The organism is Pseudomonas sp. WS 5146 (assembly GCF_012985495.1).
Taxonomy (GTDB): Bacteria; Pseudomonadota; Gammaproteobacteria; order Pseudomonadales; family Pseudomonadaceae; genus Aquipseudomonas; species Aquipseudomonas edaphica.
The window spans coordinates 25,620-38,192 of the sequence record NZ_JAAQWL010000006.1 but is presented as its reverse complement, the minus strand read 5'-3'; the positions used below and the strand labels follow the sequence as shown (position 1 = coordinate 38,192).

Here is a 12,573-nt window from a genome sequence, read left to right as displayed (position 1 = left end):
ATCTCTTATAGGTATATCCGCGATGACTTCTGAACTACCAGCGGAGCACATTTAGGTGTGCTTATAAGACGCCTAGAGAAAAATCCTGTCAAACGATTTTTAGCGGTTTATTAATTACTTTTAATTATCTATATTGTGTTTTTTATTCCTAAAAGCTAAGCGCTTCAATCGAAAAACCCATTTGCGACTGCTGAACTTCTACCGACACGTGTCAGTCAGCACAAAGGACTCTCATAGAACGGTGGGTGGGCAATGCAGATCTCCTTGCAGCAACAAGTGGCCCTGGTCACCGGCGCCAGTTCCGGCATCGGCGCAGGCGCAGCCAAGGCGTTGGCCGAAGCCGGCGCGGCCGTGGTGCTCAACTACAACTCCCAGGCGGCGCCAGCCGAAGCCCTCGCTGCGCAGATCAACGCAGGCGGCGGGCGGGCAATTGCCATCGGCGGTGACGTGTCCAAAGAAGCCGACGTGGAGCGCCTGTTCGCCCAGACCCTTGAGGCCTTCGGTCACCTGGACATTCTGGTGGCCAACTCGGGCCTGCAAAAAGACGCCAATCTGGTCGACATGACCCTCGACGATTGGAACACCGTGATCGGCGTCAACCTCACCGGCCAGTTCCTGTGCGCCCGCGCCGCCGTGCGGATCTTCAATCGCCAAGGCATTCGCGACGGCGTCTCGCGGGCGGCCGGCAAAATCATCCATATGAGTTCGGTGCACCAGGTCATCCCGTGGGCCGGGCATGTGAATTACGCAGCCTCCAAGGGCGGTGTGGAGATGCTGATGCGCACCCTCGCCCAGGAAGTCAGTGAACAGCGCATCCGCATCAATGGCATCGCGCCAGGGGCGATTCGCACGGCAATCAACCGTGCGGCCACTGAAGGCGCGGCTGAAAAAGAACTGCTCAAGTTGATTCCCTACGGTCGCGTAGGCGATGTGGAAGACGTGGCCAATGCGGTGGTCTGGCTGGCCAGTGATGCCTCCGACTACGTGGTGGGCAGCACCTTGTTTATTGATGGCGGCATGAGCCTTTATCCGGAGTTTCGTGGCAATGGTTGATTTCAAGAATGAACAACAGAGCGCCATCGATGCCCATGGCATCATCGGCGATATGCGTAGCGCAGCGCTGGTGAACGACAAAGGCAGCATCGACTTTTTCTGCTGGCCGGAATTCGACAGCCCATCGATCTTCTGCTCGCTGCTGGACTCGCCCGAGGCCGGTGCTTTCCAACTCACCCCTGACCTGCCCAACGCACGTCGCGAGCAAATCTACCTGCCCGACACCAATGTGCTGCAAACCCGCTGGCTGAGTGATGAAGCGGTGGTAGAAATCACCGACCTGCTGACCGTCAGCGAAGACGTCGATGAACTGCCGCTGCTGATTCGCCGCGTGCGTGTGGTCAGTGGCAAAGCGACCCTTCACCTGCGCTGCGCCGTGCGCCATGACTACGCCCGCGCAGCGACGCAGGCCAAGGCCGATAACGATGGCGTGCTGTTTACGGCTGACGGCCAGCCCGCCCTGCGCCTGGTCGGTAGCCATCCGCTGAACCTCGAAGACCACGCTGCAGTCGCAAGCTTTAGCCTGAGCCAGGAGGAAGGCGCCGAATTTGTCCTCGGTGGCGCCGACGACCCACGCGTCACCAATGACTGCACCGACCTGTACCTGGAACGCACTCTGAAGTTCTGGCGCGGCTGGATCGCGCAATCCAATTACCGTGGGCGCTGGCGTGAAATGGTCAACCGCTCGGCATTGGCCTTGAAGCTTTTGACCTCACGCAAACACGGCGCAATCATCGCTGCCGCCACCTTCGGCCTGCCGGAATCACCCGGCGGCGAACGCAACTGGGATTACCGCTACACCTGGATCCGCGACGCCTCGTTCACCGTTTACGCGTTTATGCGCCTGGGCTTTGTCGAGGAAGCCAACAGCTACATGCGCTGGCTCAAAGGCCGAGTCAGCGATTGCTGCGGCAAGCCGACCAAAATCAATATCCTCTACGGCATTGATGGGCGCCAGGAGCTGCCGGAAACCACACTCGATCACTTGACCGGGCACGGCGGCGCCAAGCCGGTGCGCGTCGGCAATGAGGCGTTCGACCAGATCCAGTTGGATATCTACGGCGAGCTGATGGACGCGGTGTACCTGGTTAACAAATATGGCGAGGCGATTTCCCACGAAGGCTGGAAACACACGGTGGAAGTGGCCGACCAGGTCTGCGAAATCTGGAACCAGAAAGATGTCGGGATTTGGGAGATGCGCGGCGAGCAGCATCACTTCCTGCATTCGCGGCTGATGTGCTGGGTGGCGCTGGACCGCGCAATCCGCCTGGCCTCCAAACGCTCGCTGCCGGCCCCATTCGCACGCTGGGACCAGACCCGTCAGGCCATCTACGCCGATATCTGGAGCAATTTCTGGAACGAAGAGCGCGGGCACTTTGTGCAACATATCGGCAGCACCGCACTGGATGGCTCGATGCTGCTGATGCCGCTGGTGCGCTTCGTCGCGGCCACCGACCCGCGCTGGCTGTCGACCCTGGAAGCAATCCAGAAAAGCCTGGTGCGTGACGGCATGGTCTATCGCTACCGCAACGATGACAGCCAGATCGACGGCCTGCAAGGCACCGAAGGCGCCTTTACTGCCTGCTCATTCTGGTATGTCGAATGCCTGGCCCGCGCCGGCCAAGTGGAGAAAGCCCACCTGGAATTCGAACAACTGCTGCGCTACGCCAACCCGCTGGGCCTGTACGCCGAAGAGTTCGACAGCCAGGCCCGTCACCTGGGCAATACGCCCCAGGCGCTGAGCCACTTGGCATTGATCAGCGCGGCGACGTTTTTGGACCGTAAGCTCAGTGGGGAAAAGACCGTGTGGCAACCCTGAGGTGGGCTGTGCACAATGGGCAGTCCCGTCGTGAGACTGCTCGGAAAACTTGGAGGTAGATGTGGGGTGGCATGCTTTTGCCAAAATCATTGATCGCGAGCCGGTTTTCGCGACACTAGCGCCATGAGCGGATTTCCTGCCCTCGCTACCCCGCGCCTGCACCTGCGAGAACTGCAAGTGAGCGACGCCCCCGCGCTGTTCGCCATCCACGCGGATGCCGCGAGCATGCGCTGGTTCGGCGTCGACCCGATGACTGACCTCCCCCAGGCCGAAGCCCTGATCGAAACGTTCGCCCAGTGGCGCACCCACCCAAACCCAGGCACACGTTGGGGCCTTGAACACCAAGGCAAATTGATCGGCAGCTGCGGCCTGTTCAAGTGGAACCACGTCTGGAACAGTTGCGCGTTGTCCTGCGAGCTGGCACCTGCTGCTCGTGGGCAGGGCTTGATGAACGAAGCCTTGCAGGCCATGCTCGATTGGGGCTTTGAGCATATGCAGTTGCATCGCGTCGAAGCCTTGGTGCACCCGCAGAACACTGCTTCTGTAGCGCTATTGAAACGCCTGGGTTTTAAAACCGAAGGCACATTACGAGACGCAGGGTTCTGGAATGGCCAGCGGCATGACCTGAGGGTGCTGGGGTTATTGGCGCAAGAGTGTATAGACGACCACTGAGAGGCCTATAACGATACCGATGCCACTTAACGCGCCCTGATATTCAAGGAATGAATATGATCCTGTGCCTAGAAAGAGATGTAAGCACACCGATCCGACCTATATTGAGCTGCAGCGAAACGTGGGAAAGCTACGATAAAGGCTTGATCAAATGTTGGGAGGTTGGTCGGGCACTGGCAACTGGATATTGATCCTGCGCAGGAGGTCCCTAAAACGTGCTCGCGTACTCACATGATGGTTACGTTCACGCCCGACAAAGCGAAGTACATCAATCAGACCACGGAATCTGAAGGTTAAGGAGCAGGACGCATGGATCTTCATAAGGAATTCGAGCGAAGCATTTTCTTTCACCAGGCACGTATTGACCGACGCTCTGCCGATGCATTGGTCGGGATTACCGCTGGCTTGACGGCTGATGGCAAAATCAACCAAAGGGAAGCCGAGTTTCTCAAAACTTGGATAGAGACCCATCTGATACAACTTGAAGATCCGGTCGTTAACATTCTTTATCAACGTCTCGCCAATATGCTGAGCGACGGTGTGCTGGATGAAGATGAGTCGAACGAGCTATTGGAAATGCTGCATCAATTCTCGGGCCTTCCAATTGGGGCACCTCAGCGCACGACAGGCGTTAGCAGCCTGCCGTTGAACGACCCGGTTCCTGAGCTCGATTGGCAGGGCAGGGTTTTCCTGTTTACAGGAGTCATGGCATACGGCCCTCGCAAAGACTGCGAGTCGCTCGTACTCGAACGAGGAGGCGTGATCGGAAACTCTGTTAGTAAAAAAGTCCATTTCCTGGTGGTGGGCAGCATTGGCAATGAGCAGTGGCTCCACAGTTCCTACGGTACGAAAATCAAGAAAGCAGTGGCGTTGCGAAACAGCGGCGTTCCCATCGCAATCATCAGCGAAACCCACTGGCAACAGGTGGTGTTCGGTTGAATCCCATCATTTCCATCCTCATTCACGTCCCAGACTGGCGCACCGCAACCGACGGGCTAGACAAGTCAGGCAACTGACTTCAAGCGTGCAATGCACCGTCATCGGCTTGAGCTAGAGTTCCAGCAACGTTGGCCTGACCCTGACCTGTGGCGAGCAAGCTCGCTCGCTACAGGTATCTATCGTTCGATCAATCATTTGGTATTTGCACCATGAACCCACTCGCCCAGCTGCTCTACGTGCGCACCTCCATGCTCGACGTGGCCTATGAAGCCCACGGCCCCGAAGGCGGCGCGCCGATTATCCTGCTGCACGGTTTCCCCTACGACCCGCGTGGCTACGATGACATCGCGCCGGTGCTGGCCGAGCGTGGCTACCGCGTGCTGGTGCCTTACCTGCGCGGCTATGGCCCGACGCGGTTTATCAATGAGCAGGTCATGCGCTCCGGCCAACAGGCGGCGTTGGCCAAGGATTTGCTGGACTTCATGGATGCCCTTCACATCCCGCAAGCCACTTTGGCGGGATATGACTGGGGTGGCCGCGCCGCGTGTATCGTCGCCGCGCTGTGGCCCGAGCGCGTACGTGGGTTGGTGACGGGAGATGGCTATAACATTCAGGACATCGCCAACTCACTCAAGCCGGGTGCGCCCGAGACAGAGCATCGCTTGTGGTATCAGTTTTACTTTCACACCCAGCGCGGTGTGGACGGTTTGACTGCCAATCGCCGCGAGCTGTGCGAGCTGCTGTGGAAGCTGTGGTCGCCGACCTGGGCCGAAGGACCGAGCCTCTACGCCAAGACCGCGCCGTCATTTGATAACCCGGATTTTGTCGAGGTGGTCATTCACTCCTATCGCCATCGCTTCATGTACGCCCCCGGCGACCCGGCGTTGGAAGCCATCGAACAGGCACTGGCGCTGCAACCGCCGATCTCGGTGCCGAGCATTTCGCTGTGCGGTGCCGATGATGGCGTCGGCCCGGCCCCGGTCGAGGACGACGATGTGGCGTGCTTCAGCGGCGAGTATCGGCGCCAGGTGTTGCCGGGCGTTGGCCACAATGTGTTCCAGGAAGCGCCGCAGGTGACCCTTGAGGCGCTGTTTGAACTGCTCGCTCACGACACCGGCGAAAAGCGTTCGCGGTAAGCCTGGGGCGTCACCGATAACGCGCGCAGAAAGCTGCGGCGCAAGGTTTCTTCGCAGCCGAACCCGCACTGCACGGCAATGCGTTTGATGGACGCCGTGCTGTCGGCCAACTGCCGCCGCGCCGTTTCCACGCGGATCAGTTCGACGGCGCGTGCCGGGGTTTGGCCGGTTTCGGTGCGGTAGTGGCGCACAAAACTGCGCTCGCTCATGCCAGCCTGGGCGGCCAACGTGGCGATGTTCAAATCCAGGGTAAGGTTTTCGGCCATCCAGGCGTGCAAGTCGGCAAAACGGCTGTCGCCCTTTTGCAGCGATAACGTCGCGCTGAATTGCGATTGCCCGCCCGGACGCTTGAGGAACACCACCAAATGCCGCGCCACTTCCAGGGCGACGGCGCGGCCCAGGTCTTCTTCCACCAGGGCCAGGCACAGGTCGATGCCGGCGGTGACACCGGCGGAGGTCCACACCGCACCTTGCTGGATAAAGATCGGGTTGGACTCCACCGTCAGCGCGGGAAACTTGCGCGCCAGCTCTTCACAGCGCGTCCAGTGGGTGGCCACGCGGCAGCCGTCGAGCAAGCCGCTGGCGGCGAGCAAAAAAGCCCCGGTGCACACCGACGTCATGCGCCGTGTGTGCCTGGCCTTTTCGCGCACCCACTGCACCAACGCGGGGTCTTCGGCAGCGCCATACACGCCCCAACCGCCTGCGATCACCAATGTGTCGCAGGGTGTATCCAGCGCGGGCAGCGGCTCGGCCACCAACGCCAGGCCGGCGGAGGTCATCACCGGCGCATCCTGCGCGGCGACCACCGAAACCGCGTAAGGCAACGGCAGGCCGCGCTGGCGCGCCAGGTCATTGGTTGAGGCGAACACCTGCAACGGCCCGGTCACGTCGAGCACTTGGGCATTTTCAAAAGCGAGAACGTGGATGATCCGGGTCATGATTGGCGTGATGTGTGGGCTCAATGGCGTATTCGCCAAAGCCTAGGCCTCTACAGTGAAGCCGTCCACCCCTTTATCGGAGCTTGATTCATGACCTTGCAGATCGGTTTTCTGTTGTTCCCCGGTATCCAGCAGCTTGACCTTACCGGCCCCTATGACGTGCTGGGGTCGCTGCCGGATGTGAAGCTGCACCTGGTGTGGAAAGACCTGGCACCGATCACCTCCAGCACCGGACTGGTGTTCACTCCGACCACGACGTATGCCGACTGCCCGCGCCTGGATGTGCTGTGCGTGCCCGGCGGTTCCGGCGTCGGCGCCTTGATGGAAGACCCGCAAACCCTCGACTTCCTCAAAGCCCAGGCGCAGACCGCCCGCTACGTGACCTCGGTATGCACCGGCTCACTGGTGCTCGGCGCGGCCGGTTTGCTGCGCGGCCGCAAGGCCACCACCCATTGGGCTTACCACGACCTGCTCGCCCCGCTGGGCGCCATCCCGGTGCAAGCGCGCGTGGTGCGTGACGGCAACCTGTTCACCGGTGGCGGGATTACTGCGGGGATCGATTTCGCACTGACCCTGGCCGCCGAGCTGTACAGCGAAGCCGCCGCACAGCTTGTGCAGTTGCAGATCGAATACGCGCCGGCACCGCCGTTTGACGCGGGCAGCCCGAGCACCGCGCCTGAACATGTGCTGGAAGAAGCCCACAAGCGCACGGCGGAATCGCGTCGGGTGCGCGGTGAAATTGTGGCGCGGGCGGCGGCGCGGTTGGGCTGATGGCACCTGCGCAGCAAATTCTGTGGCGGTAGTGCTGTAATGGCGGTGGGTCAGGCAGGCCGGGACATAAACGCCAACCGCGCCGCCAATAGCGTCAGCACGGTCGCCAGGCCCCATTTCTGCAGCCTGGCGCTGTGGCTGCTGCCCGCAAACACTCGGCTGATCGCCCCGCCAAAAATGCCCAGCAAGGCGTGGAAAACCCCGGCGATCAGGGTCAGAACGCCGCCCAGCACCCACAGCTGCACCGCAATGGAGCCGGCCTCGGGCCTGACGAATTGGGGCAGAAACACCATGAAAAACAGCAACGCCTTAGGGTTGAGCAAACTGTTGAGCATGGCCTGCACAAACACATGCCGTAAACGCACGCGCCGGACCTGGCTCATGTCCAGGCCGGTGTTTTTTTGCAAGGTCTTGAACACCAGCCACAGCAGGTAGATCACCCCGGCGTAACGAATCAAATCAAACGCCGGCGGCCAACTGGCGACCAAGGCGGTGACCCCGCTCGCCGTCAAGGCGGTCAACAGCAAATCCGCCACGCAGATCCCCAGGCTTGAAGCCACGCCACCGCGCCAGCCATAACTCACGCCATGGCTGATCACAAACGCCATGTTCGGCCCCGGCGACAGCAGCAACAGCAAAACAGCGCCGGAAAACACCGCAAGGGTTGCAAGGTCGATCATGCTCAAGCCCTCCACCAGAGAAAGCCTGCAGATTAAACGGCGCGCCGTGCGGCAACAAAAAATTGTGCTGGATACATTCTTCGCCAACGGTCATGTCGGGTGATTGCTCATTGCCACAACCAACGATTAGAATGCGAAACATTATCAATAATACCCTGCGTCAGGATGACCCTGTTGAGCGACCATCCTCTGGACTCTGCCGCTATCGGCCAGCTCTACCATGCCCATTCTTCCTGGTTGCGCGGCTGGTTGAGCCGGCGCACGGGCTGTCGTGAACATGCCGCTGACCTGGCGCAGGAAACCTTTGTGCGGCTGCTCCACGCGCGCAAACAACAGACCTTGCAACAACCGCGCGCCTACCTGAGCAGCATTGCGCGCAGCCTGATGATCGACCAGTACCGGCGCCGCGAGCTGGAGCGCGCCTACCTTGAAAGCCTGGCGCACTTCCCGCAAGTGGATGTGCCGTCGGAAGAAACCCGCCTGTTGATCCTTGACAGCCTGGAGCGCATCGACCGCTTGCTCGACCAGCTCAAGCCACGGGTGCGCGAAGCGTTTTTGCTGGCGCAACTGGACGGCCTGACCTGCGCACAAATTGCCCTGCGTTTGGGCGTGTCCAAGGCCACGGTTGAGCGCGACCTGGCCAAAGCCCTGCATGCCTGCTACCGGTTACGTTATGCCGAACTTTGACCCGCGCCTGGTCGACCAGGCCATCCAGTGGATGATCCGGCTGCGTTTCAACATCGCCGATGACGTCAGCACTGCTGCGTTCGAACAGTGGCTGCAGAGCAGCCCCGAGCACCAACGGGTGTGGCAACGGGTGGCCACCATGAGCGATGAGTTCAGCCACGTGCCCGCCGGTGCCGGGCGCCATGCCCTCAACGGCGCACGCCAACGCATCAGCCGCCGTGACACCTTGAAGGTGCTGGGCCTGTTTGCCGGCGCCGCCGGCCTCGCCTGGCTCGGGCGCGACTACACACCCCTGCCCGTGCTGATGGCCGACTACCGCACCGCCACTGGCGAGCGACGCTGGGTGACGCTCAACGATGGCAGCCATATCCAGCTCAACAGCGCCAGTGCGATCGACGTTGCGCTCAGTACCGAACGGCGCCGGGTCCACCTGCGCCAGGGTGAAATGCTGATCAACACCGGCGCCGACAGTCGACCGTTCTGGGTGCAAACCCGTGACGGCTACCTGCGTGCCCTCGGCACGCGCTTTCTGGTGCGCGAAGAAGGCCAAGGCACGTTGCTCGCCGTACAACAAGGCAGCGTGGCGGTGTATGCCGACCTGCACGACAGCAGCGCGCGCCAACTGATCAACCCCGGCGAACAGGTGCTGTTCGACCGCACCCACCTGCGCCCACCGATCGCCAACGGCCTGGATCCCTGGGCTTGGAGCGACGGCGTGATCAGCGCCCACAACATGCGCCTGGATGATTTCCTCGCCGAGCTGAGCCGCTACCGCAACGGTTTGGTGCGCTGCAGCGAGGCCGTGGCCGGGTTGCGCGTATCGGGCACTTACCAGTTGGATGACACCGACCAGGTGCTCAACCTGGTGGCGCAGTCGCTGGCGGTGAACGTCACCTATCGCAGCCGTTATTGGGTGACGGTTACGTCCCGCGCTTAGTGCATAAAAAATAAATGAGGTTATTTCTCATTGCCGCTCGACCTGTAAGGAAAGGCCGATCAACAGGCCGGTTCTGTTCACTTCCTTAAAGGAGCATCCCGCGGTCATGCAAGCGTTCCCTTCCCAACGTTCCCCCCTCAAGCGCGCGGTGCAGGCCGCCCTGCTGGGCGCCTGCCTGAGCGGCGGCGCCCTGCCGCTGGCCGTGATGGCCGAAACACTCGCCAACGACACCCAGGCACGCGATTGGCAGATTGCCCCAGGTGCGCTGGCCAACGTGCTGGACCAGTTCGCCCGCCAGGCCGGCATCAGCCTGTCCTACGACGCTACCAGCGTCGCCAACAAGTCGAGCCCAGGCTTGAACGGGCGCTATGAGCGCGAGCAAGCCTTGGGCGAACTCTTGCGTGGCCACGGCTTGCAGGCACAACGTCAAGGCGCAAGCACTTGGCTGCTATTGCCACACATCGCCGAGACCGGCGCGCTGAACCTGGGCGCCACCACCGTCACCGGCGAGCGTCTGGGTGCCACCACCGATGGCAGCGGTTCCTACACCACGGGCGCGGTCACCATCGGTAAAGGTCAACACAGCCTGCGGGAAACCCCGCAATCGGTCAGTGTGATGACCCGCCAACTGATGGACGACCAGAACCTCACCACCATCGAAGACGTGATGGAACACACCCCGGGAATCACCGCCTACGCATCCCCCATGGGCGGTAAATATTTCTATTCCCGTGGCTTCAAGATGCTCGGCCAATACCAGTACGACGGCGTACCGCTGGACATGGGCAAAGACTACGTACAGGCCGACAGTTTCAGCGCCAACATGGCGATCTACGACCGCGTGGAAGTGCTCAAGGGCGCAGCCGGCATGCTCAAGGGTGCCGGTACCGCCAGTGGTGCCGTCAATTTTGTGCGTAAACGCCCCCAGGCCAAGCCGACCTCCAGCCTGTCGCTGGCCGCTGGCACCTGGGACAACTACCGGGCCGACGTCGACACCGGCGGCCCCTTGAATGACAGCGGCACCGTGCGCGGCCGCGCGGCATTCAGCCAGCAGGATCGCGGTTCCTACATGGATATTTCCAAACGCAAGGACCAGGCCTTCTACGCCGCGCTGGATGTCGACCTCAACCCCGACACCACCCTGGGGCTGGGCGCCAGCTACGAAGACATCGACGCCAGCCCGTGCTGGGGCGGTCTACCGCGTTACAAGGATGGCAAGAGCGCCAAATTGAGCCGCTCCACCTGCCTTGGCCAATCCTGGAACGACTGGCAAAGCCAGCGCGCCACCTTCTTCGCCGACCTCACCCACCACTTCAACGACGACTGGCAACTCAAGGTCGCCGCCGTGCATAGCCGCAACCTGCAAGACACCAAGTACGCCGCCAGCGAAGGCACTATCGCCTATGGTGATCCCGCGCCCACGGCCAATTCCTACGCCGCGCTGATGGACTACGATCACAAGGACTTCGGCCTCGACGCCTACCTGGACGGCAAGTTCGAAGCCTTCGGCCTGGCGCATGAACTGATCATCGGCGCCAACGGCAGCCGTGGCACTCAGGACGACGTCTACGCGATCCGGAATCTGCCTACTCGCCAGAGCATCTATCAACCCGACCACCACTTCCCGGAGCCGGCCAACGACACCTTCTGGCCGAATATGTACCGGGGCGGTACGGTCAAGGAAACCGCCACCCAATACGGCGCCTACGCCACCTTGCGCCTGCGCCTGGCCGAACCGTTGATGCTGGTTCTCGGCAGTCGCGTCAGTTGGTATGAAAACCGCCGTGAGTCCTTGAACCTGGCCTGGGGCGAGTGGGCCGACCAGGATGCGCGCACCAAGGAAACCGGGGTGGTCACGCCGTTTGCCGCGCTGATCTACGACCTCAATGACAACCTTTCGGTGTACGCCAGCTACGCCGATATCTTCCAGCCACAAAGCTCCTACGCCACGGTCAGCGGTTCGGCCCTCAAGCCGAAAATGGGTGAGAATTATGAGCTGGGTATCAAGGGCGAATGGTTTGACGGGCGCCTTAACAGTTCCCTGGCGCTGTTTCGCGCCATCGAAAAAAACGCCGCCCAAACCGATTTCATCACCCGCTGCGGCAGTTCCTCCGACGGCTACTGCTACACCGACACTGGCAAAGTTCGCGCCCAAGGAGTCGAGGCCGAGCTGAGCGGCGAATTGCTTGAACGTCTGCAAGTGTTTGGCGGCTACACCTACACGCAAACCAAAAACCTGAAGAACATCGACAGCGCAGCCGAAGGCGCGGTGTCCAACACCTACGTACCCCGGCATATGCTGCGTTTATGGGGCGACTACCAGTTGGACGGTGCACTGTCAAAATGGACAGTTGGCGCAGGGGTCAACGCCCAGAGCAGTAACTACCGCCTGCAAACCATCAAACTGGAGCAGGCCGGGTATGCGTTGTGGAATGCGCGCATTGCGTATCAGGTGGACGACACCTGGACTGTGGCGCTCAACGGCAACAACCTGTTCGATAAAAACTACTACCAGACCGTGGGTACCTCAGGCTGGGGTAATCTTTATGGAGAGCCGCGCAACCTCACGCTGAGCCTCAAAGGCAACTTCTAAACATCACCAGTCCTTGCACCAGAGCTGGCAAGCCGGCTCTGGTTCGACAACCCCCCTTCCCCCGCCCTGCTTCTGTCAAAAAAAGCTTTTTTCGCTGGCAGGCAAATCCCCACGTTTGTTCCTACACTCCAAAAAGCCATCATCGATTCTCGATTTTTCTGAAAACACGGCCTCTAATGTCAATAAATCGTCATACCATGGGTCTCATGAGAGCCATTGAGGGCGACGGCGAAAAAAAGCCAAAACATTGACACTGAACCTCAAGGAAGCCACTATTTAGCCATCGTTCCGTAAATTCCTGCGTCTGAACAGGCATTACGTATTACCCAGCAACTGCAGTTGTTCGAT

The 12,573-nt window shown here is 60.6% G+C and carries 11 protein-coding genes and 1 pseudogene; 10 read left to right on the top strand and 2 right to left on the bottom strand.

Annotation, left to right across the window (positions count from 1 at the left end):
• Positions 1 to 252 precede the first annotated feature (252 nt).
• From HBO41_RS16840 to HBO41_RS16820, 6 genes and pseudogenes are all read left to right on the top strand, one after another.
• Positions 253 to 1,053 carry a glucose 1-dehydrogenase gene (locus HBO41_RS16840; RefSeq protein ID WP_017135320.1) on the top strand — a complete coding sequence of 267 codons (801 nt, stop codon included), beginning with the start codon at positions 253 to 255 and terminating at the stop codon, positions 1,051 to 1,053.
• Positions 1,046 to 2,872, top strand: coding sequence for a glycoside hydrolase family 15 protein (locus HBO41_RS16835; RefSeq protein WP_169987018.1), 1,827 nt, complete (start codon positions 1,046 to 1,048; stop codon positions 2,870 to 2,872). Before HBO41_RS16840 ends, HBO41_RS16835 begins: the two co-directional genes overlap by 8 nt.
• A 123-nt stretch (positions 2,873 to 2,995) precedes the next feature.
• Entirely contained in the window at positions 2,996 to 3,544 is a 549-nt protein-coding gene (locus HBO41_RS16830) for a GNAT family N-acetyltransferase (RefSeq protein WP_169987016.1), read from the top strand.
• Positions 3,545 to 3,600: 56 nt separating this feature from the next.
• Positions 3,601 to 3,841, top strand: a pseudogene (locus HBO41_RS29520) (hypothetical protein).
• A gap of 12 nt (positions 3,842 to 3,853) precedes the next feature.
• Positions 3,854 to 4,483, top strand: coding sequence for a BRCT domain-containing protein (locus tag HBO41_RS16825; protein WP_169987014.1), 630 nt, complete (start codon positions 3,854 to 3,856; stop codon positions 4,481 to 4,483).
• Between the two features lie 209 nt (positions 4,484 to 4,692).
• Positions 4,693 to 5,619, top strand: a complete 927-nt coding sequence (locus tag HBO41_RS16820) for an alpha/beta fold hydrolase (protein ID WP_099550087.1) — start codon at positions 4,693 to 4,695, stop codon at positions 5,617 to 5,619.
• Here the strand turns inward: HBO41_RS16820 and HBO41_RS16815 are convergent.
• Positions 5,589 to 6,557 carry a GlxA family transcriptional regulator gene (locus HBO41_RS16815; RefSeq protein ID WP_017135325.1) on the bottom strand — a complete coding sequence of 323 codons (969 nt, stop codon included), beginning with the start codon at positions 6,555 to 6,557 and terminating at the stop codon, positions 5,589 to 5,591. The two genes, HBO41_RS16820 and HBO41_RS16815, sit on opposite strands and share 31 nt — an antisense overlap.
• Positions 6,558 to 6,647: 90 nt before the next feature.
• Between HBO41_RS16815 and inhA the strand changes: the two genes are divergently transcribed.
• The gene (gene inhA, locus HBO41_RS16810; protein ID WP_017135326.1) at positions 6,648 to 7,328 is read left to right on the top strand and encodes an isonitrile hydratase; all 681 of its coding nucleotides are present in this window, start codon (positions 6,648 to 6,650) and stop codon (positions 7,326 to 7,328) included.
• Between the two features lie 50 nt (positions 7,329 to 7,378).
• On the opposite strand, the gene HBO41_RS16805 is transcribed toward inhA, so the two are convergent.
• Complete coding sequence (locus tag HBO41_RS16805; RefSeq protein ID WP_017135327.1) at positions 7,379 to 8,008, bottom strand: LysE family translocator; 630 nt, start codon at positions 8,006 to 8,008, stop codon at positions 7,379 to 7,381.
• A gap of 165 nt (positions 8,009 to 8,173) precedes the next feature.
• On the opposite strand from HBO41_RS16805, the gene HBO41_RS16800 reads away from it, so the two are divergent.
• The 3 genes from HBO41_RS16800 to HBO41_RS16790 all read left to right on the top strand — a co-directional run bounded on the left by HBO41_RS16800 (position 8,174) and on the right by HBO41_RS16790 (position 12,225).
• A complete protein-coding gene (locus tag HBO41_RS16800) occupies positions 8,174 to 8,695 on the top strand; it encodes a sigma-70 family RNA polymerase sigma factor (protein WP_407073965.1) in 522 nt (173 codons plus the stop codon).
• The gene (locus tag HBO41_RS16795; RefSeq protein WP_017135329.1) at positions 8,682 to 9,632 is read left to right on the top strand and encodes a FecR domain-containing protein; all 951 of its coding nucleotides are present in this window, start codon (positions 8,682 to 8,684) and stop codon (positions 9,630 to 9,632) included. The genes HBO41_RS16800 and HBO41_RS16795 overlap by 14 nt, the downstream gene beginning before the upstream one ends.
• Positions 9,633 to 9,738: 106 nt before the next feature.
• The gene (locus HBO41_RS16790) at positions 9,739 to 12,225 is read left to right on the top strand and encodes a TonB-dependent receptor (protein WP_169987012.1); all 2,487 of its coding nucleotides are present in this window, start codon (positions 9,739 to 9,741) and stop codon (positions 12,223 to 12,225) included.
• The last annotated feature ends 348 nt before the right edge of the window (positions 12,226 to 12,573 follow it).

What these genes read in the sequence shown, in the direction of transcription:
- HBO41_RS16835 (WP_169987018.1), top strand. Translation starts at nt 1,046, where the DNA reads ATGGTTGATTTCAAGAATGAACAACAGAGCGCCATCGATGCCCATGGC.
- HBO41_RS16815 (WP_017135325.1), bottom strand. Translation starts at nt 6,557, where the DNA reads ATGACCCGGATCATCCACGTTCTCGCTTTTGAAAATGCCCAAGTGCTC.
- HBO41_RS16825 (WP_169987014.1), top strand. Translation starts at nt 3,854, where the DNA reads ATGGATCTTCATAAGGAATTCGAGCGAAGCATTTTCTTTCACCAGGCA.
- HBO41_RS16790 (WP_169987012.1), top strand. Translation starts at nt 9,739, where the DNA reads ATGCAAGCGTTCCCTTCCCAACGTTCCCCCCTCAAGCGCGCGGTGCAG.
- HBO41_RS16830 (WP_169987016.1), top strand. Translation starts at nt 2,996, where the DNA reads ATGAGCGGATTTCCTGCCCTCGCTACCCCGCGCCTGCACCTGCGAGAA.
- HBO41_RS16795 (WP_017135329.1), top strand. Translation starts at nt 8,682, where the DNA reads ATGCCGAACTTTGACCCGCGCCTGGTCGACCAGGCCATCCAGTGGATG.
- HBO41_RS16820 (WP_099550087.1), top strand. Translation starts at nt 4,693, where the DNA reads ATGAACCCACTCGCCCAGCTGCTCTACGTGCGCACCTCCATGCTCGAC.
- HBO41_RS16805 (WP_017135327.1), bottom strand. Translation starts at nt 8,008, where the DNA reads ATGATCGACCTTGCAACCCTTGCGGTGTTTTCCGGCGCTGTTTTGCTG.
- HBO41_RS16840 (WP_017135320.1), top strand. Translation starts at nt 253, where the DNA reads ATGCAGATCTCCTTGCAGCAACAAGTGGCCCTGGTCACCGGCGCCAGT.
- HBO41_RS16800 (WP_407073965.1), top strand. Translation starts at nt 8,174, where the DNA reads ATGACCCTGTTGAGCGACCATCCTCTGGACTCTGCCGCTATCGGCCAG.
- inhA (WP_017135326.1), top strand. Translation starts at nt 6,648, where the DNA reads ATGACCTTGCAGATCGGTTTTCTGTTGTTCCCCGGTATCCAGCAGCTT.